The 21182-nt window shown below is 35.4% G+C and carries 14 protein-coding genes and 1 pseudogene; 1 reads left to right on the top strand and 14 read right to left on the bottom strand.

Going from position 1 to position 21182, the window contains the following annotated elements; translation table 11 throughout:
• The 12 genes and pseudogenes from T546_RS24825 to T546_RS0120875 form a co-directional block, all read right to left on the bottom strand.
• The gene (locus T546_RS24825) at positions 1-690 is read right to left on the bottom strand and encodes an HNH endonuclease (protein ID WP_026893304.1); all 690 of its coding nucleotides are present in this window, start codon (positions 688-690) and stop codon (positions 1-3) included.
• 258 nt (positions 691-948) lie between these two features.
• Entirely contained in the window at positions 949-3933 is a 2985-nt protein-coding gene (locus T546_RS0120935; RefSeq protein ID WP_156951384.1) for a reverse transcriptase domain-containing protein, read from the bottom strand.
• Positions 3921-4628 (bottom strand): M48 family metallopeptidase, encoded by a 708-nt coding sequence (locus tag T546_RS0120930; RefSeq protein ID WP_034600177.1) that lies wholly within the window; start codon positions 4626-4628, stop codon positions 3921-3923. Before T546_RS0120930 ends, T546_RS0120935 begins: the two co-directional genes overlap by 13 nt.
• Positions 4628-7759 (bottom strand): type I restriction endonuclease subunit R, encoded by a 3132-nt coding sequence (locus tag T546_RS0120925; RefSeq protein ID WP_026893301.1) that lies wholly within the window; start codon positions 7757-7759, stop codon positions 4628-4630. Before T546_RS0120925 ends, T546_RS0120930 begins: the two co-directional genes overlap by 1 nt.
• A 154-nt stretch (positions 7760-7913) precedes the next feature.
• A pseudogene (gene rhuM, locus T546_RS24145) lies at positions 7914-8489 on the bottom strand (RhuM family protein).
• Entirely contained in the window at positions 8486-8731 is a 246-nt protein-coding gene (locus tag T546_RS26030) for a hypothetical protein (protein ID WP_242842270.1), read from the bottom strand. The pseudogene rhuM and the gene T546_RS26030 overlap by 4 nt, the downstream one beginning before the upstream one ends.
• A gap of 64 nt (positions 8732-8795) precedes the next feature.
• Positions 8796-10052 (bottom strand): restriction endonuclease subunit S, encoded by a 1257-nt coding sequence (locus tag T546_RS24820; protein ID WP_051630012.1) that lies wholly within the window; start codon positions 10050-10052, stop codon positions 8796-8798.
• On the bottom strand, positions 10046-12481 hold the full coding sequence (locus T546_RS0120900; RefSeq protein WP_026893298.1) for a type I restriction-modification system subunit M: 2436 nt from the start codon (positions 12479-12481) through the stop codon (positions 10046-10048). Before T546_RS0120900 ends, T546_RS24820 begins: the two co-directional genes overlap by 7 nt.
• A 308-nt stretch (positions 12482-12789) precedes the next feature.
• Complete coding sequence (locus T546_RS0120895) at positions 12790-13380, bottom strand: hypothetical protein (protein ID WP_026893297.1); 591 nt, start codon at positions 13378-13380, stop codon at positions 12790-12792.
• Positions 13381-13598: 218 nt separating this feature from the next.
• Positions 13599-13784: a helix-turn-helix domain-containing protein gene (locus T546_RS0120890; protein ID WP_026893296.1), complete on the bottom strand. Its 186-nt coding sequence runs from the start codon at positions 13782-13784 to the stop codon at positions 13599-13601.
• A gap of 294 nt (positions 13785-14078) precedes the next feature.
• Positions 14079-14378, bottom strand: a complete 300-nt coding sequence (locus T546_RS0120880) for a hypothetical protein (RefSeq protein ID WP_026893295.1) — start codon at positions 14376-14378, stop codon at positions 14079-14081.
• Positions 14379-14546: 168 nt separating this feature from the next.
• A complete protein-coding gene (locus tag T546_RS0120875; RefSeq protein WP_026893294.1) occupies positions 14547-14726 on the bottom strand; it encodes a hypothetical protein in 180 nt (59 codons plus the stop codon).
• A gap of 681 nt (positions 14727-15407) precedes the next feature.
• Here T546_RS0120875 and T546_RS24815 point away from each other — a divergent pair.
• Positions 15408-15608, top strand: a complete 201-nt coding sequence (locus T546_RS24815) for a hypothetical protein (protein ID WP_026893293.1) — start codon at positions 15408-15410, stop codon at positions 15606-15608.
• Positions 15609-15769: 161 nt separating this feature from the next.
• Here T546_RS24815 and guaA read toward each other — a convergent pair whose 3' ends face one another.
• Entirely contained in the window at positions 15770-17311 is a 1542-nt protein-coding gene (gene guaA, locus T546_RS0120865; protein ID WP_026893292.1) for a glutamine-hydrolyzing GMP synthase, read from the bottom strand.
• 551 nt (positions 17312-17862) lie between these two features.
• Positions 17863-20688 (bottom strand): excinuclease ABC subunit UvrA, encoded by a 2826-nt coding sequence (gene uvrA, locus T546_RS0120860; protein ID WP_026893291.1) that lies wholly within the window; start codon positions 20686-20688, stop codon positions 17863-17865.
• Positions 20689-21182 lie beyond the last annotated feature (494 nt).

Raw genomic sequence — 21182 nt, 5'->3', positions numbered from 1 at the left:
TTAGATTTCTACATCCATTTCCCAAAATGGAAAAATAATATTTTTGTAAGCGCTGCTTCTTGCACCTTTCGATTTATTACAACTTTCACAAGTCAACTGCCAATTAGATGGATCATTGTTACCACCTGCTTGTAATGGAATGATATGATCAAAATTTTCATCTACGATTGTGGTAAACGAGCTCGATAAATCACATCCACATAGTGAACATCTAAGCTTATCCCTATATTCAATTCCATATTTAAACCATGTAGGATAATAACTTATCCTCTCAATCACTCCATCTTCTTTAAGTAAGTTTGGATAATCTGCTTTTTCCATGTCTTGTATTTTATCTGAACATTGTCTATTGAATTCGTGCAAAAAATTTTTATCCATATACAATATAGAAAACACATCATCTACAACTGTATCCAAAGTATTTTCTATAAAGAAATTCTGTAATTTTTCTGCATATTCCTCCAATTCATCACTACAATCATCAAATTCCAATTCGCTTACATCCGTATATCCTACACTTGAATAATCTATGCTATAGTTTTCAAGAAGCATCTGCATCTCAATAATTTCTTCTACTGGAAAATGTTTATCTAATGTATAATTTTGACTTTCAAGATACATATCTCTTGTATATTCATGTACTAATGTTTTCTTATGCGGTTTCTCCCATTTTTTTACTGCCGTTTCCATAACATCAAAATATTCAAACTAATGTGAGACATCTAAATAATCACCTTTCATCATTTGAATAACAAATGCTGCTATAGATATTGCTGAATCCATATTAGAATTTCTTGATTTTTTCATGTTTATAAATCTCCATTTCAAAGGTCAACTAATTTAGCGGCGATTGCTTCACTAGCGATAACGGGCATGTTTTTTTGTTTTCCTATCAAACTGAATTTGCTCATTATGTTCCTCCTCTTTCATTTATTAGTTCCTCATCCTTTACTTCCAGTTTGGCGGTAGCCCTTTAATTTTTCCTTTTTTATTCAAACATTTGGTGCATTTTTGTGATAAATGCGATACTGTTCGAACCTTTGTACAAGCCAAACATTTTCTCACTTGTTTTTCAAAATCACTATAATAACTATTTTTGAACTTTTGTAATGATTTTACCTCTAACTCTCCAACAATAAGAATATCGTTTTCTCCACCCTTTATCTTTAAAATATCTTTAAAATCCGTTTTATACGGACCCGTCACTCTTGAGTCTCCATATTTTGAAGTATTTGCTTGAACGACTATAGTATGCAAATCTCTCGCAGCTGATTCAACTATACTTGAAAAGTAATTTGTATCCCTATTTAATTGTGGTACACACAAGAAATCCAGTTCACCCTTCATTATTAATCTCGAGGCAATATCTGTAAATTCAAAACATAGAATTGTACTAAATGTTTCTTTACCATTATTCACCATGTAATAAGACGCCTTAGAAGGATTTTTACTTACATATCCTAATGCAGCTAATTCCATTCTTTCTTCTGGTGCATAATAGTTTTTTTCTCTAATCAATGGAATCATATTTTTAAAATATGTCTTTCCACATGTACTTGCAATCACACAAACAAAATTAAAAACTCTTTCATTACAAGTAATATATTGAAGTCCTGTGACAACTGTAATTCCAAATTGTTTTGTAAAATTACCGATATCACTAAGCCACAATGCCGGCATGTAAAATTCAGGAAAAACCAAGTATTTCACCTTTTCTTCCTTTGCAGCATTTAAAATTTTGTATAGACTCTGCTTTTTTTTAACAGTTGTACCCTTTGCCGGATTCAATAATATTTCAAGAACTTCATCTTCATTAATTTTTGTATTCACCAAACCCACTTTAGTATTTTTCTTTTCACAATTATCAGTTATAACAACATCTTTTCTTTCTATATTAAGTTCTGAAAAACTTTTCTCCTCATCACAAATTATAGGATTGGGGATTTTATCACTTAAACAGTTAATTCTAACATAGCTTTTAAATATCGTTTTCTTTTTTTCATTCAAAAGCTTTTCTTCACTTCCTATGTAAAAGTAAAAAAAACAAAAATACAATTCATGCAAATGAATAAATCTCGGAGACCAACGTATTTTTTCTTCATCTAACTTAAATATCTTTTTTCTAAGAGTAACATTTGATAAAATTTTATTTAAATCCAAATTTATTAACGAAATTTCATCAATACTATCATCCATTGAATAATTTATTAATGGAAAAGAGACCATATTATGACTTAGCATATTTGTCTGTCTTATCTTTTGTCCTAATATTTTATGCTTTTTCTGCTTTCCCCTGTCGTAATCCAATGCAACAGCCAACCCAATCGAAATATCAAGCTTAAGCACTAAAGAACGTTTCAAATTATTTAATATTGTCAGTTTCTTTTTTGAAAGAATTTCATCCTCTTCAATATAATCAAACGAAATATTTTCTATCTCTTTTTTGACATTAAGATAAAATGTGTTTGCCCTATCCTTATCTTTACATAAAATTAATAACTCGAATATTGTTCTCCATGTATTTGAAAATTCAATTGCCTGGCTTCCCGAATAAAAATTAACAATATCTGTCAAATAATTTTCAATATACTTTTTATCATAAGATGCATTTTTTAAAATTCCCTTTAAACCATTTATGAATAATGTTGCATTATAATTATCACTTTCCATAAATTCAAGATTTCTTATTTTCATGGAATCATCACTAGAATTCATAGTGTAGGCTCTACTATTAAATGAATCACTTAAAACATCTATGTCTGGTAACAGATTTGCCTCACTTGAATTTTTTTTAATTTTTTTACAATACACATCAAGGAGAATATTTTCTTTACCTTTTTCAAAATAAAAACAATTGACCTTTTCGCCTTGCAATTTGACTGATGGTTCTTCAAAAAATTCATATTCCCCTTTTGTATTCTTGGCATTTAATATTCGCTTCTTGACTAGGATGTCTTCAATAATTTCTTCTGTTGATATGTGTTCTATTGGACCAGTTCCAACAACTATAAGCATATCGTCAACATATCTTCCATAATACTTAGGCGAAAGACCTTTTTTTATACTATTGTCAACCCCCTCAAGTGCTATATCCCTCAATATTAATGGGCTTATTAAACCAATAGGGAATACCGTTTTCTCCACTGATTTTGTTATTCCTTTTTTGTACTTGGCAACTAATTCTGTATATTTAGTATATATGTCACTTATCATTGATGTAAGAAATTCTATTTCTGTATATCTTGCATCATTATCAAATACTTTTGCTAAATCTCCAAAATCAAAATTAATATTATAATAAAAGCTCTTCAAATCTAAACTAATCATAACCGTATTTTCATTTTTGCATGTTTCTAATGCTGAATCTAATGCTGTATTTCTCCACTTTGTATAGCATTGAAAATAAGGTTCAAAACAACGATTAGATTTAAAATCTATTCCCGCAATCAATTCCTCTTCCTTATTAAAAACTCCTTTTTTAAATTGACCTGCATGAGAATAAACGAAATCTCCATGATGTTCTGTATATATTTTTTTTACAAACAGAGTCCACATTAAGTCTAAAATTAATAATTCCACAGGTAACTCTATTGTAAAATTCACTTTGGAAATTTTTTTATTCTTATCTACATTTCCTCGTATTAGCCTTATATCGTTATTTATACTCTTAAACGTTTTTGGCAAAACACAAAATTTTACCTGCCTTTTCAATTCTTCAAAATACTCCAGGTTGTCCTCGAATAAGTTCTTTGATAAGATTTCCAGTTTGTCTTTAAATTTCTCATCTGCTTCAAATTCTACTATTTTCATTTTTATATACAACAATGTCTTATCATAATAATAATATGATTTAAGCTTTTTGTAAGAACCCTCTACCATATAACGTACATTATCCAAGCTATCAAACATCTGTGCTTCCTCTACTCCATCCAATCCAACATCTGCTCATTCAGCTGCTTCTTCACTACTTGCCAATTCGGATAAAACTGATCCATATACGATCTGAACTCGTCATCATGATTTTTAACATAAAGATGAACCAGCTCATGAACGATTACATAATCTAAACATTCCGGTGTTTTTTTTGCAAGCTGTAGGTTCAACCAGATTCTTCTTTTTATAGGATTACACGTTCCCCATTTTGTTCGCATATTCTTTACACGCCAATCATCTGGCGCTTTCCCAACTATTTTTGCATACTTTTCAAGGACTGCTGGAATCGCTTGCTTTATCTGCTCTCGATACCACTCTTCCATTGCAGTTTCGCGTTGTTCCTGCGTACTTTCTTTTCTAACTTGAAGGAACAGTTTGTCTCCTTTTATAAACACATCATTGCGCACACCAGAATATACAACCTCTAAACGGTATCGTTTTCCCCATAGAAAATGACTTTCTCCTGATATATACTGGCGTTTCGTTTGTCTGGATTGATTTTGAAAATTTGCTTTTTGCTTTTTAATCCAAGCTATTCTTGAAATAGCAAACATTCGAATTGCATCATCCGAAATAGCTTCTGGAACGGTAATTTTCACTTTTCCATCTGGTGGCAGGATGCGGATATACATATTTTTAATATCTTTTCTTTCGACCAACATTTCAATATTACTAATTACAATTTGATCTTCCATTAATATTCATCCTGTTCTTTGACTATTGAAAACACTTTTTCAACAATTTCACTTTCATTTCTTTCATTTATCTTGCAGAATACACTAAGAACTCTTGCTAGTTGTCTTTTTATCTGTCGTTCCTTTACAACGTTTCCACGAAATCCATCGGTTCTATATTCCATAACAGCCTCATGCACCTGCATAGTCAGTGATTGATCAGAATCCAAGTTATCATATAATGCCCTGCAAGCGGGGCTAGTACGTATGGTTTCCGGATAAAACATATTTGTCTCTAGTTTTTGTACTTTCTTAGCCAACTCGATAATTTCCTGCAAATACTGCTGATAATTTAGAACATCTTGTTTTCTTTTCTCAACCAGTTCTTTAAGCAAAGCTGACATTTTCTCATAGTATTTCGGATTGCTATGGGACTTTTCAACAATTTCCTTCTGTACATTGTTTTCAATAGTCTCTGCCACTGCTTCCTGTTGTTCTTTTTTCTCAGATGGCATTCCCGATAGTGCATCTACACCTCTATCGACCAACAACTGAACGATAGACATATCATTAAATGAAGTCAAAATTTTACTTGGATTTGCTGACAAATAATTATCGATTAAGTGGCGCATATCTGGATCGTATGCTTTTAAGTCAATATAATCGCCACTTGCTGCACGTACTACATCTCTGATTTTTATAAAATTACTAACTTCAGATTCCAGTTTCTTTATCTGAGACAACGAGTAATGATATCTTTCTTGCAACTCCCCAGAAACTTCGGCAAATGAACGAAGAGCTGATGCCGACAGATCATATAGCTGTTCTCTCTTTGGCATATTTGCTTCTAACTCTTCAACATCAAATTGCTCTGTATTCTTTCCGCAAAAATAATGAATATAGTCTACATCATTCTTAGGTGGTTCAACTGGTTCACACAAAGCATATAAACTTTCCAAAACATCTTCTAATTGGTCTTTTGCCTTATCAAAACGATCTGTTAACAATCCAGAGATATCTTCTGCATCATATTCAGCGAACGCTTCAGCCGTATAATCTGCCACCGTCTTTTCTAAAGAACGGAATAAATCTTTGTAATCAATGATGTATCCAAAATCCTTGTCCGTACCATCTAATCGATTAACACGACAAATCGCCTGAAACAATCCATGATCTCTCATTGATTTATCTATGTAAAGATAGGTTGCTGGTGGTGCATCAAATCCGGTCAATAATTTATCTACCACGATAAGAAGTTTCATCTCATCTGGTTCCTCGATGAATTTCTTTTTTACTTCCTTTTCAAAAGTTGCCGGATCTTTTCCATCTAACATTTTGCGATAGATTTCATATTGTTGCACTGCTTCTGTTTCACCATCTTCTCCAACTGTTTCAGTTCGGATATCTCCGATGTTAGGTTCATATGAAGTTACAACCGCACATTTTTTTAACCCTGCAGATTGAAACAATTCATAGTATTTACATGCCTGATAAATACTACCTGCTACCAGCATAGCATTTCCTCTGCCTGACTTTAATCTCGGCTTCATTTCCATATCAAACATGATATCAGATACAATAACACTCAGCCTTGATTTTGAACTAAACATTTTCTGCAATGATCCCCAGCGCAGCTTTAACTGCGCCTTTGCTGTTTCACTTAAGCCAGCTGTTTTTGAATCAAACCATGCATCTATACGCTCCTGTGAGATAACATTTTGTTCAACCTCTCTGGCTTCATACCTTAAGTCCAAAACAACTCCATCTTTTACCGCTTCATCAAATTTATATCGATGTATATAAGGTCCAAAAACTTCAATGCTTTTTTGCTTGTCCTTCTTCATAAGCGGAGTTCCAGTAAAACCGATTAACAATGCATTAGGCAAAATCGTTTTCATCGCTTTATGTAATTTCCCCGACTGGGTTCTATGACATTCGTCTACAAATACATAAAAATCTCCTTTCGGTGAGAAATTCGGTGGTAAAGATGCCATCAGCTCCTCCATAAAGCTTGTATAATCTGCTTCTGTTGCACTTCCGCCTCGTCGACCAAACTTGTGAACTAAAGAGCACATTAGCACTGGTGAAGTATCGTTAATTTTACTTACCAGGTCTTTCCCAGAAGTGGTACGTACTATTTTTTCATCTACACCCGTAAATACGCCTTCAATCTGCTCATCCAATTCATCACGATCCGTTACAATCAAAATTCTACTATTGGAAATATTCTCTTTTATCCATTTACTAAGCCAAACCATAGTAAGTGATTTACCAGAACCCTGAGTATGCCAAATAACCCCTCCAGCATGTTTTCTCACAAAACTACGAGCGGCTAAATTTCCAAAATATTGGTTCGGTCTACATGTCTTTTTCGTTCCACTATCAAAGATCATGAAATTATATAATATCTCAATTAATCTCTCTTTCTTACAAAGCGAGATTAAATTTTTATCTAAACGAATTGGGTATTTATCAATGGTCTTTTTAACCACTTTTGAAATCTCATCAGTTGCTTCTTTATCTTCTTTCCATGTAAGATAATATTTCTCGGAAGTATTGATTACACCATATTTTAAACCTTGTGCATTATTTCCAGCCATCACCAAACCAATAGTAGCAAAGAAATGACGAATCATTTCCTTTTTTTGATTGGTTAAATTCTGTCTGATGCCTTCTGCCATTGATACTGTACTACGTTTTAACTCGATTACACCAAAAGCTATTCCATTAATATATAAAACAAGGTCTGGTCTTTTCGTCGTACTGTTATTGGAAATTGAAATAGATACTTCTTCCGCTATGTAAAAATCGTTATTCAAAGGATGTTCCCAATCTACAAAATTTACAGTTCTGGTCTGTTCTCCAGCACCTTCTTTTACTTTCGACCCATATCGTAAAATAGCATAAGTTTCTTTATTAAGATCATACAGTGATAATTGCTGGTTTGTCGTTTTATCCTGAAGCGCCTTTATTCCACGCTTAATCAGGACATCAGAATAACCTTGTCTTTGTAGAAACTTTATAAGGTATTTCAGCTCTATATTAGAGTTCTTCTTATCTGTAAAGTCTCCCAGATAGGTATATTCTAATTCATTTACGAATAAGTTTATGATTCTCTCTTGTGTCTTTTTTTCCACTTCCCCAACACTCATAAGTAACTCCCTTCTAGTTCTTACCCTTTAAGTACTTTTCCATGTCTTTGTCAAATTCCAATATATATTCTCTATCTTGCCTTACTCGAAAAATCTGATATTCATCACCTACTTTTTGCAATGCATCTTTATGTGAAATTGTGCCCTTCCCTTCTTATACATTTCTTCGGTTATTTTTCAAAAAGTTATCTGTTTCATTGAGCCAATCCTGCATACTCATTAACTCTTCATCTTCTGCCATTAGTTCTGCATAGTCGATAAACATAGTCACCAGACGATTTATTTTTTTAATTTCTTTTTCATTGAGATAGTTGTTAGCTACAATTACATCACGCTTTAAAATTTTTCCATCCGATGCATCTTTCCATGTCGTCAATCCCATAGTAGGATGTTATGCATCTGCTCTTTCACTAATGAGTTCCGCTGCTGTTTTTCCTGTTAGTGTATAATGAAGTTTGTTTTGGACAAAGGCATAAAATTCTTTGGTCAAATTACTGTTCTTATCATAGTCATAGCTGCACTGTTCAAATATATCTGCGATTTTCTGGTAAGCTCGTCTCTCGCTTGCACGAATCTCTCTGATTTTGTCTAATAATTCATCAAAATAATCTTTGCCAAACGGCTTCCCATTTTTGAGCATTTCGTCATTTAAAACAAAACCTTTTTGAATATATTCTTTCAAAGTCTTGGTTGACCATTGACGAAAATGTGTCGCATTTTTTGAGTTCACACGGTAGCAACTGCAATAATAACATCTAAGCTATAGAATTCTAATTCTCTGTTTACTTTTCTATTGCCTTCTTTTCGAACTACCGAGAATATCTCGGTAGTTAAATCTCTATCTAATTCTTCCTCTTCATAAATGTTTTTCAAATGTAATGAAACATTATCCGTAGAACAATCAAAAGTTCTGCCATGGATTTCTGGGTTAACCAGAATGTTGCATCTTTGAAAAAACAATAGCATACACATTACTATTATCTAGGCTATAGAGTAATATTTCTGCATTTGATTTTTTCATATTTCTATACACCTCCTATATTAAACGAATTCTTCCGGTTAATAGTTCTTGCATCATTCCCTGTTTGATTTGACGATATTTTTCCAGTTTTAGTTCTAGTGAATTTATTTCATCATCAAATGTTGCTAATTTACCAGCTATTGCTTCTTGCTCTTTTAACTCTGGTATCAAAACCTCTACCGTTGAAACTAATTCTTTATTTAAATTTAAAACACTACTTCCCGCTGCTTTACTTAAATATTGATCTAATACAAATGGAGACATTAACATATAATATAAATACTCTGTATTAAAATTTTTCTTATAATCTTGTATAACAAGCCATCCATCGTGTATACACCCATCTAGCTTTAAAATATATGGTCTACCAAAACTCATTGAATTAGACAAAAGAAAATCACCACTATGAACAACTCTAGAATAACGTATTCCTTCTTGTATTATTTTCTCATCTGTAGATTCTATATATTTTGCATTTCTTGAAACATCCCCAATTTTTATCCAATTAACACCATTTGAATTATTTGTAAGATATTTCTGAATTGGCCTAGGTGAACCACCTCTGTAAATATCGCACAAATCTCCCAAAATACCCCTATCCCACTTCTTTGAGAATCCATCAATTCTTTTCTTTCCTGTCAACAATTCTTGCATTGTTCCTTGCTTTATTGCTTTTTTCTTTTCAATTAACCTTTCAAGAGCTTGAATGAGCTTATCAACATCTGACAAAACTTCTGCTATTTCGTGTTGTTCTGCAATAGGAGGTAAAACAACATTTAATGACTTAATAATCTTCGTACTGAGACCATCCATTATTCCTCCTACACTTAATTTTGAAATTTGATTAATTATAATACCCGTTTCATTTCCAAATAAATACAATAAATACTTACTGTCAATTAATGTTGTATTTAATCGTAATCTAATTAAATGAGAATCCATAATTCCTGTCATGATATTTTCAGTAATAACATGACATTTTCCTATAGTTCCCATACTACTAATAACAAAATCTTCTCTTATCAGCTCACAACTTCTTAACCTCTGAAAATGTTCTTTTGTAAGATAACGTTCACCAAAAGTAAAATCTTTTTTATACACATTTTCCTGACCATACACTCGATATTTTCCATTTTTTATTAGATATTCTTTTTTTAACTGACTTCCAAAAGGACCAATTTTAATAGATTCAACAACATCCATTATGTTTTTTACTTTCCAATTATAGGGCACTCTTCCCAAATCTGTTGTTTTGTATAATTCATCTACCATGAAAACCCCATCCTCTCCAGATGAGCTTTCACTTTCATCTCATATTCTTTTACTTCATCACCACATCGGCTCATGGTACACTCATATCTTACAACAAGTTCTACCAATCTATTAGATAGTCTATGAGATACTGCCTGATGAATTGAATTAATACCGTCATATATAGATATAAGCCATTTTTTCTCGACTAAAAGATTCTTTATTTCATTAATTGTCAATTTACCATATTGTTCTCTTACTAATTTATCCAAATCTTCCTCTGCCTGCTTTATTGCTTTTTTAAAGTTTAATTCTGCATCAATCCATTTGCTATATTGATTTAATACATCTAACTCGTCCTTTGCCTCAGGATCACCTTTTATCACTTTCATTCTGGCAGTTATGGTGCCTTTTTTCATGTCATCGAGTTCTGAGAACAATCCATCTTCACCTGTATTTTCTTCTACCATTTCTTCCATTTTAGAAACCACTTCATCTAAATCTTCATTCAGTTTTTGGATAGCCCTTGCTTGTTCTAAAAAATAAGTTTCAATAACTATCTTTTTCGGTATTAATTTTCCTTCAAAACTTTTAATTCTATTTGTCTTTACATCTTTTTTCATTACATACTCATATGCAATTTCTTTTCCAGTCTCATATCCATCGTAACAAATCGCGTATACATCATCCTGCATGATTTCTTCCCAATATTCCATAAGAACCTGATAAATATCATACTCATCGATTAAGTCCACTTCTTTAAACTGTTCAAGCAATGATTCTGCAATGATCTTAATGATACTCTTCGGATTATCTTCAACTGTTAATGAACTTAAAATAGGGATAACTTTTTCTTTCCACACTGAATAAGCCTCATCCACTTTTTCAGCATGGGCTATAAATTCTTCATGATTCAATATCGTGGAAACAATATTTTCTTTAGCTACTATAGCTTTATAATAACCTTCTCTTAATGTTGCAAACAAAGTGCCTTTTATAGAAGGATAAACAGTCCAATACGCATTAAGGCTATCAATATCAACGCATGGAATTCCTCCATTCAAATGTGCATTGATATCCTGTAAATCTTCTGGCTCACTATTATCAATGTACCTTGGGATGTTAAGATTATATTCATTATCTTTTTTTATTTCTCTATTTGGCACAAATCTGGAGTACTTTTCAATTTCCATCTGATGATTAAATACTGTTACAATTCTATGAATGTCCTGCTCACGAAGTCTGTTTTTATTTCCATCCTTTATATAGCCTTTCGATGCATCAATCATAAAGATTCCTTCTCTTATTTCTGCATCTTCTTTATCTACAATAATAATACACGCTGGAATTCCAGTTCCATAAAATAAGTTCGCTGGCAACCCGATAATACCTTTAATGTATCCTCTATCAATAATTTTTTTTCTAATATTGGCTTCTGTATTTCCTCTGAATAGTACTCCATGAGGAAGTATGATTGCTGCTTTACCATCTGACTTTAAAGATTTAAGAACATGCAAAAACCATGCATAATCTCCATTCTTTTCTGGTGGTGTTTCAAAACCATCAAATCTGCCATATAAATCTGGTGTTTGAATTCCATCCATCCAAGATTTATCTGAAAACGGTGGATTTACTACAATATAATCGAAGCGCTTTAGCAATGTAGAATTTCTATCATCTTTATATTCCGGTGATGAAATTGTGCTTTTATTACCAGAAATTACTCCATTGGCTTTGTTATGAAGTACAAGATTCATTCTTGCTAAACCTGCTGTTGCTTTATCTTTCTCCTGTCCGTATATTGCCACAACCGAAGTTCCATCCTCTCTTACAGGGGCTTCGTCTGCTGCACGAATCAACAAAGAACCTGATCCACATGCTGGATCATAAACGGTTTTATCTGTTCCTTCAGCTTTATCAATTCCAACTACCTTAGCCATAATTTTGGAAACTTCTCCAGGTGTGTAGAACTGTCCCTTGCTCTTACCTGAATCAACCGCAAATTTTTTCATAAGATATTCGTAAGCATCGCCAAGAATATCATCACCACCTGCTTTATTTTTTTCAAAATTCAACTCTGGCTTTTCAAATATTGCCACTAAACCCGTTAGTTTATCAACGGCTTCTTTATCTGTTCCCAAATCATCACTATTGAAATCAGCAACATCAATAACGCCCTTAAGTTCATTCGCTTCAGCAAGCGCACTGATTACAATGTTTATTCCCTCACCGATATTTGGTTTTCCTTTTAGTTCTACGATTTTATCAAAAGAACCACTTTCAGAAATTACTATATCTGCATAAGGATCTCCTTTGAATCTGTCTGATACATACTTTACAAATAATAAGGTCAATATATAGTCTTTATATCTCGCTGGTTCAACTCCACCACGCAATTTATCACATGCAGCCCATATCTGGCTGTAAATCTCACTTTTTTTGATAGCCACTTTTGTTTCCTCCGGTATTTCAAGTTTTATTCTTCATCCATTTGCTTGCTTTAATGATTTTCTCTTTTTGCAATAGGACTTTACATTAAAATATAAGTATTATTAAATGATTTTTTCATTAATAATTTTCCCATCTTTAATACTTTTCCTGTACAATTGAATCTTTGTTTCTTCTAAAACACTACAGATTTTTGTTAATAATTCACTGCTTCCTTCGTTTTCGTCAAATTTTTCCTATAAATATATAGCAGATACTTGACTTGATAAATCTATATTAAATTTTTCATCAAGATAATCTGAATCTTTAATTAAACCAACTCTTGTGGTCCTATTCTTAAGCAAAAACATTCTGTATTCTTTCTCAAACTCCAATTTTCTCTTTTCTTTAAAAAAATTAAGATATATGTTGTTTTCATGATTTTTTCATAAATCGATAAATAAATTTCTAATTGCTCTTCAATAGTCCTATTTTTCCCTTCCCTACAGCACTCTAAAATTAATTGATTAGCAAATGATATGGAGGAATCATATGGGATATTTCTATAGACCAACGGTAATGTTGAATTTCTAAACAATATATTCCCTTCTGTATTATATTCAATACAGTAACCTTTTCTAAAGCAAGCATATTTACTACGCATCATGTTATTATCAGCATTTGTTGTAAAACATCCAATTTTAATACTGGTTAGATAATTAGATGCTATATTATCAAGTGAATTATTCGTTATGTTTTTAGCAAGCTGCATCCTAATATCTTCAATTTTATTATTTTCAATTTTTATTCTAAATAAAAAGTTTTCTATAAAACAACTTACTTGATCAATATCAATATATGGCTTACAATCATTTTTACCTTCAAATTCAGATCCTAAACTCAAATGAAATGTACCTTTCATATTATCCTTCCAATAAGGATTCTGTTTTCCTAATTTATCATAAAAACATTGATATTTATATAATTATTTTTGCATTGTAATACTAGAAATTAATCTATCATAAGATATTTCTGGACTTAATAACGCTTCTTCATACTCGTACATCATTTTTAGACCTGTTCCTTTTTTATGTGATTCTTACTCAAATTATTATCGTAGTCTTCTATCAAAATCCAACACTACAGCGCACCCTTACCACTTTTTACCCAGGCATCTACTTCAGATAATTTAAACTTCCATAATCTACCCACTTTATGTGCTGGTATATCTGCCTTTTTAATCCAGTTTCGTATGGTATCTTTTGTTACTCCCAGATACTCTGCTGTTTCTTCTAAACTCGACCATTTTTCCATTGTTTCAGACATACATTTTCCTCCAAATTGTCTAACTTTCAGTTTTTACACAACTACAATTATTGTATCTCTAAATTGTCATATTAGCAACCAAATTTCGACTTCTTACATATGATTTAATAGGAAATAGTCTTAAAGACAAGGAACTTATCGTCCCCTGTCTCTCTAACTATCTTTTCTCTGTATTTCCAGTCCTGCCTCATAAACCTTCTGATAATCCTCATATCGCTCATCAAAATCCATATCAACTCCTATTTTCTTCAAAACAGCAGTATGAAGTGCCAGATTATAATGATTATCATCCACTCAGAATTCAAATAACTTTGATTTCTCAGTCACCGTCAAATACCAGTAAGATAATCCTGCTTCCTGTAAATCATTACATATCAGATCTACATTTCTACTGATACTAATTTGTCTAGCCCCCTCATAAATTTTATCTGATTCCTCCATAACTTCATTAATGCTATAATCATGACCAATTTCTTGAAAATACTGCTTTACTAATCGCATAACATCTAATGACTCAACATAATCCAATACTGCAAAGAGCTCCATCTTTTCTTCTAGAGATAAAAAACTATATTCTGCATAAGTTTTAGGCATTTTCGCTCTGCATCTGCTTTAAGATCAAAATCATTTCCAACGGAGACATCCTCTCTTAAATCCAAATTTGTAGATTCTATTTAAGTAAAATTATCTACCAGAGGAACCCTCACATCATCAGACTTAACTTCTATCAGCGATTCTAACCCCATTTCATCTGGAATACGTTCAATAGTAATAAGCTTTATCAATATAATCCGTCTCTCTAACATCTGATTCATTTACTACCTCTAGTGTCTTTACCTCTTCAAATTCAGGTACATCAATATAACCGCTTCCAAGGACTGGTTCATCCTCATTAATCACACCAATTACCGTATCCAGACGCTCATAGATGCAATTCTTCACCAGCTTCAGCTGATACTTGACTTTCTTCTTTTTCAGTTTCAGCTCATCAAGTTCTTTTCTCCATTCCCAGATACCAAATCTGAAATTCTGACCAGTTCTCCTCCGATTTATATGAACGTTTCTTTATAGACTTTATTTTATAAATTTCTTTCTGCCTTGACTCGATTTCATTCCATCGTTCTTCCTGCTTTACATGATAATCCAATAAGCCTTCAAAAGTTTCAATATGATTCTTGCATATGAGTAAATACTCATCTTATAGTCGCTGAAGTTCACACAAATCTTTGGCATATTTAACAGAATCGACATAGAATCTTTTTTGTTCAATCATACGCAACCGATAGATCTTCCGGTAATACTTCTTCTGGAATGGTGTCATATTTGATCGCTTATAATATAACGGATTCTTGGAATAATAGTAGGGAATCATTTTATAAGAGTATTACATGGCATAGCCAAAATGCTCTTGCGTAAACATTTCATCCATAAATTGCTGAGGCGTTACAATGTAACTACAAAACACTTGATAATTATAGCCTTGGTGCCGCTGAAGATATCATCGAAACACTTTTCTGGTTAGAAGAAAGTCTTTCTTCCAGTTCAGACGGAGAAGGAAGAGGAAAACATTTCCCTGAATACACTGCTCCTGGCAATCTCATTCGTCTGAATGAAATGTATCCTGTGACAAAGAACGCCGATGTCAAGATGACCTACAATGACAATGAGTACATGACGTCAGGTGCTCCAGTAGCATTAACTTTTGAATATGGATTGGTAAATGATTTTCTGTTAGAATGGAATACAAAGAAAAAAGAACTTGCAGATCGCACCATTAGTGCCAATGAATATTTTGAATGGAAGATTACATGGCCACATGCCTAAGCTCTTCCGAAAGAATTTTATACAAAATCTTTGATTTTGCACAAAAAAGTGAGATTTTCTTATTCATAGAATAGATGTCCGCATAGTACCAAAACAGTACCAAACGACATAAAGAGAGCCCACAAATCCTTATTTTACAAGGCTTTGCGGGCTCAAAATTTTTATTCAAACTCAATAGTAGCCGGCGGCTTCCCAGTGCAATCATACAGCACCCGGTTCACGCCTTTCACTTCATTTACAATTCTTCTGGTCACTGTTCCAAGAACTTCCCAAGGAAGTTCTGCAGATTCCGCTGTCATAAAGTCAGAAGTTAATACCGCACGAAGTGCTATCGCATAATCGTAAGTTCTCTCGTCTCCCATACATCCAACAGAACGCATGTTAGTAAGAGCTGCAAAGTACTGTCCTAATCCTTTATCAACTCCAGCTTTTGCAATCTCTTCTCTATAAATCGCATCCGCTTCCTGAACAATCTTCACCTTTTCAGGAGTTACTTCGCCAATAATACGAACGCCGAGCCCTGGGCCTGGGAATGGCTGGCGGTATACCAGGTATTCCGGAATATCAAGTTCCAGACCTGCTCTTCTAACCTCATCCTTAAAAAGAAGTCTTAACGGTTCAATGATCTCTTTAAAATCCACATGCTCTGGCAGACCGCCTACGTTGTGGTGGGATTTAATCACAGCAGATTTTCCAAGTCCTGATTCAATAACGTCAGGATAAATGGTTCCCTGTACAAAGAAATCTACAGCGCCGATCTTCTTTGCTTCATCTTCAAATACACGAATGAATTCTTCTCCGATGATCTTACGCTTTCTCTCTGGGTCTTCTATGCCCTTTAACTTGTCGTAGAAACGATCCTGAGCGTTGACACGGATAAAGTTTAAGTCATAGTGTCCATCTGGTCCAAATACGGCTTCTACCTCATCGCCTTCGTTCTTACGGAGTAAGCCGTGATCTACGAATACGCAGGTAAGCTGCTTTCCTACTGCTTTTGAAAGCATAACAGCAGCTACAGAAGAGTCTACGCCGCCGGATAATGCGCAAAGCACTTTTCCGTCTCCTACCTTTTCACGGATTGCCTGAATAGAGGTTTCTACGAAAGAATCCATCTTCCAGTCACCGGAACATTTGCAGACGTTGTAAACAAAGTTTGAAAGCATTGTGGTACCTTCCTGGGTGTGCATAACCTCAGGGTGGAATTGTACGGCATAGAGGCCACGCTCTTCGCATTCCATGCCTGCAACTGGGCAGACGGGAGTGTGAGCGGTGATTTTAAAGCCTTCTGGTGCTTTTTCTATATAATCGGTATGACTCATCCAGCAGATGGTCTTGGAGCTTACATTTTCTAAGATTTTGCTGTCTGCTTCTACGTCAACCTCAGTCTTGCCGTATTCACTGACAGGAGCTGTGTTTACCTTGCCGCCCAGCATATGTGCCATTAACTGAGAACCATAGCAGATTCCCAGAATCGGGATTCCCAATTCAAAGAGCTCCTTTTCACAGCGAGGTGACTCTTCCTTATATGCACTGTTTGGACCACCTGTAAAAATAATTCCTTTGGGATTTATTTCCTTAATCTTGTCCAGTGACAGCGTGTGGGGATGAACCTCACAGTAAACATTGCATTCTCTGACTCTTCTGGCAATCAGCTGGTTGTACTGTCCGCCGAAATCCAGAACGATAATCATTTCTCTTTTCACGGGTATTCCTCCTAATTTCATCTTTGACAAATAGCGCTTTGGGTTACATTATATTCTACTTCCTTGGGCTTGACAAGCATTTTCTCGAATTCAAAAAAAACATGTGGAAAGTCACAAAATATTAGGTGAGACACTCCCAAACAGCCATCAAATAGCCAGTGGTGGTGCTTCTCCTGTTTTCACGTTTATTTCACAATTTGGTCAAAGTTTCATCACATGAAACATTTATGATATTCCTTGTAAACGAAAAAAGCATTTTTTCTCATAATACTTTTTCATATCACGCTGGCAGAATCCCCCTTCTGCCAGCGTCTTCCTTTTCTTAGAACTATTATAGACTGCTACTGCTGTGATAAACCACCGCATACTGCATGTGCATTCTTAAATTATCCCCGAAAAATGACCTATCTGTTATATGTTCCCTTGTTCCAATATATCATACCTGCTATGATACGGGAAAATCCCGCCTGTTGATCCATACTGCTGTCATTTCTGACAGGCATGCTACAAAAGGCGGAATCTTCAATATCATTATAGTTATGAAACCTTACTTATTCTAAATATTTCTTTATATAATGGCCGGTGTAAGAATCGGGACAAAGTGCCACGTCTTCTGGTGTACCCTGGGCGATTACAGTACCGCCTTTGTCTCCTCCTTCGGGGCCAATGTCAATGATGTAGTCCGCAGTCTTGATGACCTCCAGATTATGTTCAATGACAACTACAGTATTGCCACCCTCTGAAAGCTTTCTTAAGATCTCAATCAGCTTGTGAACATCAGCAAAATGAAGTCCGGTGGTAGGCTCGTCTAAAATGTAAATGGTCTTACCCGTACCACGCTTGCTTAATTCTGTAGCAAGTTTAATTCTCTGAGCCTCACCGCCAGATAACTCTGTGGAAGGCTGTCCAAGACGGATATAGGAAAGTCCTACATCATTCAGGGTAGATATTTTTCTTGAGATAGATGGTACATTTTCAAAAAACTTTACGGCCTCTTCCACGGTCATGTCAAGAACATCATAAATGTTTTTTCCTTTATATTTTACATCTAATGTCTCGCGGTTGTAACGTTTTCCATTACATACCTCACAAGGTACGTAGACATCAGGAAGAAAGTGCATCTCTATCTTAATAATACCATCACCATTACATGCTTCACAGCGTCCGCCTTTAACATTAAAGCTGAAACGGCCTTTGGAATAGCCTTTTGCCTTTGCATCGGGGGTGGAGGCAAATAAGTCACGGATCAAGTCAAATACACCTGTATAGGTGGCAGGGTTGGATCTTGGTGTTCTTCCAATTGGGGACTGATCGATGGCTATGATTTTATCAAGCTGATCCACACCCTCCAGGGACTTATGCTTTCCAGGAACAGTTCTTGCCCGGTTCAGCTTCTTTGCCAGAGCTTTGTAAAGAATCTCATTGACAAGAGAACTCTTACCAGAACCGGATACACCGGTGACACAGGTCATGACTCCAAGAGGGAACGAAACATCGACGTTCTTTAGATTATTCTCTTGTGCTCCCTTTACAGTCAGATATCCGGTTGGCTCTCTGCGCTCTTTTGGTACTGGAATCTTAATGCGTCCGCTTAAATAAGCTCCAGTGACTGAATTCTTATTCTTCATAATCTGCTTTGCAGTACCTACTGCAACAACATTTCCACCGTGCTCTCCGGCACCTGGACCAATATCCACAATATAATCGGCTGCCATCATGGTGTCTTCGTCATGCTCTACCACGATTACACTGTTTCCAAGGTCTCTCAGATGAAGAAGGGTCTTTAACAGCTTGTCATTATCTCTCTGGTGAAGACCGATGCTTGGCTCATCTAAGATATAAGCTACACCTACCAGTCCTGAACCGATTTGAGTGGCCAGACGGATTCTCTGGGCCTCGCCGCCGGATAAGGTTCCTGTGGCACGGCTTAAGGTCAGGTAATCAAGACCAACATCAATGAGGAAGGAAACTCTTGCTCTGATCTCTTTTAAAATCTGGTCACCGATGGCGCGCTGCATAGGAGTCAGATTCATCTGGTCAAAGAACTCGCGGAAGCGGACGATGGACATATTGGTGGCTTCGTAAATATTTTTATCTCCAACTGTAACGGCAAGTGATTCTTTTTTCAGTCTCATGCCGCCGCAGGCTGGACATGGGGTGATGCGCATAAAGGTCTCATATTCAGCCTTGGAGGATTCAGAATAGGTTTCCCGGTATCTTCTGGCAACATTCTGTACCAGTCCCTCAAAGGCAACATCGTAGATACCTTCTCCTCGCTGTCCCTTATAATATACTTTTACTTCCTTACCATTGGTTCCATGGATCAGGATGTCATGTACTTCTTTTGGATAATCCTCAAAGGGAGTATTCAGCTTAAAATGATACTCCTTTGCCAACGCATCCAGGACCGCGCGGGTATAGCTTCCCTTATCAGTACAGGACTGCCAGCCAAGTACGGTAATGGCTCCTTCATCAATGCTAAGGCTCTTGTCAGGAATCATCAGATCTTCGTCGAACTCCATCTTATATCCAAGACCAAAACAGTCCGGGCAGGCTCCAAATGGGTTATTAAAGGAGAAGCTTCTTGGTTCCACTTCGTCAATGCTGATGCCGCAGTCAGGGCAAGAGAAGCTCTGACTGAAATTAATAGGATTTCCATCTATTACGTCTACGATCATAAGGCCATCTGCCAGCTCCATCACGGTCTCGATGGAATCTGTCAGTCGTTTTTCTATGCCTTCCCGGATAGCCAGACGGTCTACGACGACTTCTATGTTATGTTTAATGTTCTTGTCCAGCTTGATTTCTTCAGACAGCTCATAGAGATTGCCATCAATGCGGACTCTGACGTAACCGCTTTTTCTGGAGTTTTCCAGAACCTTTGCATGCTCGCCTTTTCTTCCGCGAACCACTGGAGCCAAAAGCTGAATCTTTGTTCTCTCCGGCAGCCCCATAATCTGATCTACCATCTGGTCTACGGTCTGTTTCTTAATCTCCCGTCCGCACTTTGGACAATGAGGGATTCCTACTCTGGCATAGAGTAGTCGTAAATAATCATAGATCTCTGTTACCGTACCTACGGTGGAACGTGGATTACGGTTGGTAGACTTCTGGTCGATGGAAATGGCCGGTGAAAGTCCTTCAATGTTCTCCACATCCGGTTTTTCCATCTGGCCCAAGAACTGTCTGGCATAAGAAGAAAGGGACTCCATATAGCGTCTCTGCCCCTCTGCGTAAATGGTATCAAAAGCCAGGGAAGATTTTCCCGAACCACTTAAGCCCGTTAAAACTACCAGCTCATTCCTTGGAATATCCACGGTAACGTTTTTTAAATTGTGCTCATTGGCACCTCTTATCTTAATATACTGTTTTGCCATAATGTACTCCTGTTATCAACTGACATCCTGAATGACACTGCCTCAGGATGGGGGTCTCCTCGGCCCACTCCCTTATAACACAACAACTGATTTTTCCAATTATATCACACTATTTTGCTTTTTGCAAACATTTGTTCGATAATAAATCTACAATTTGGTCTCTCTGATGAAAGACCAGCAAACTCCATTATATAACAAACAGCAGTGAAAAATAACTATGAAATCGCATCCATTCCAGGATACGTCAATCAAGGCAGGAAGAAAATGAATGAGGGATTGATATAGATCAGGTACGAGAGTGGCTAGGGGGGCACCCCTGATTCTTCATATGCGAATGCACATAGAATGTAACGTGACATGCTCCATAAGTTCACAGGCTAATGGCACATGATATGATATGATATGATGTGAAGTAAGATCTAAAGGCGTTTCTTACTTATGCAGAAATAATATTTATTTATCAAGAAGAAAAGCCGCTTTTCTTGACATCCACC

This window comes from [Clostridium] aerotolerans DSM 5434 (assembly GCF_000687555.1).
Classification (GTDB): Bacteria; Bacillota; Clostridia; order Lachnospirales; family Lachnospiraceae; genus Lacrimispora; species Lacrimispora aerotolerans.
Note: the sequence above shows the minus strand (reverse complement) of the source record. Positions and strands in the feature narration are given on the sequence as shown.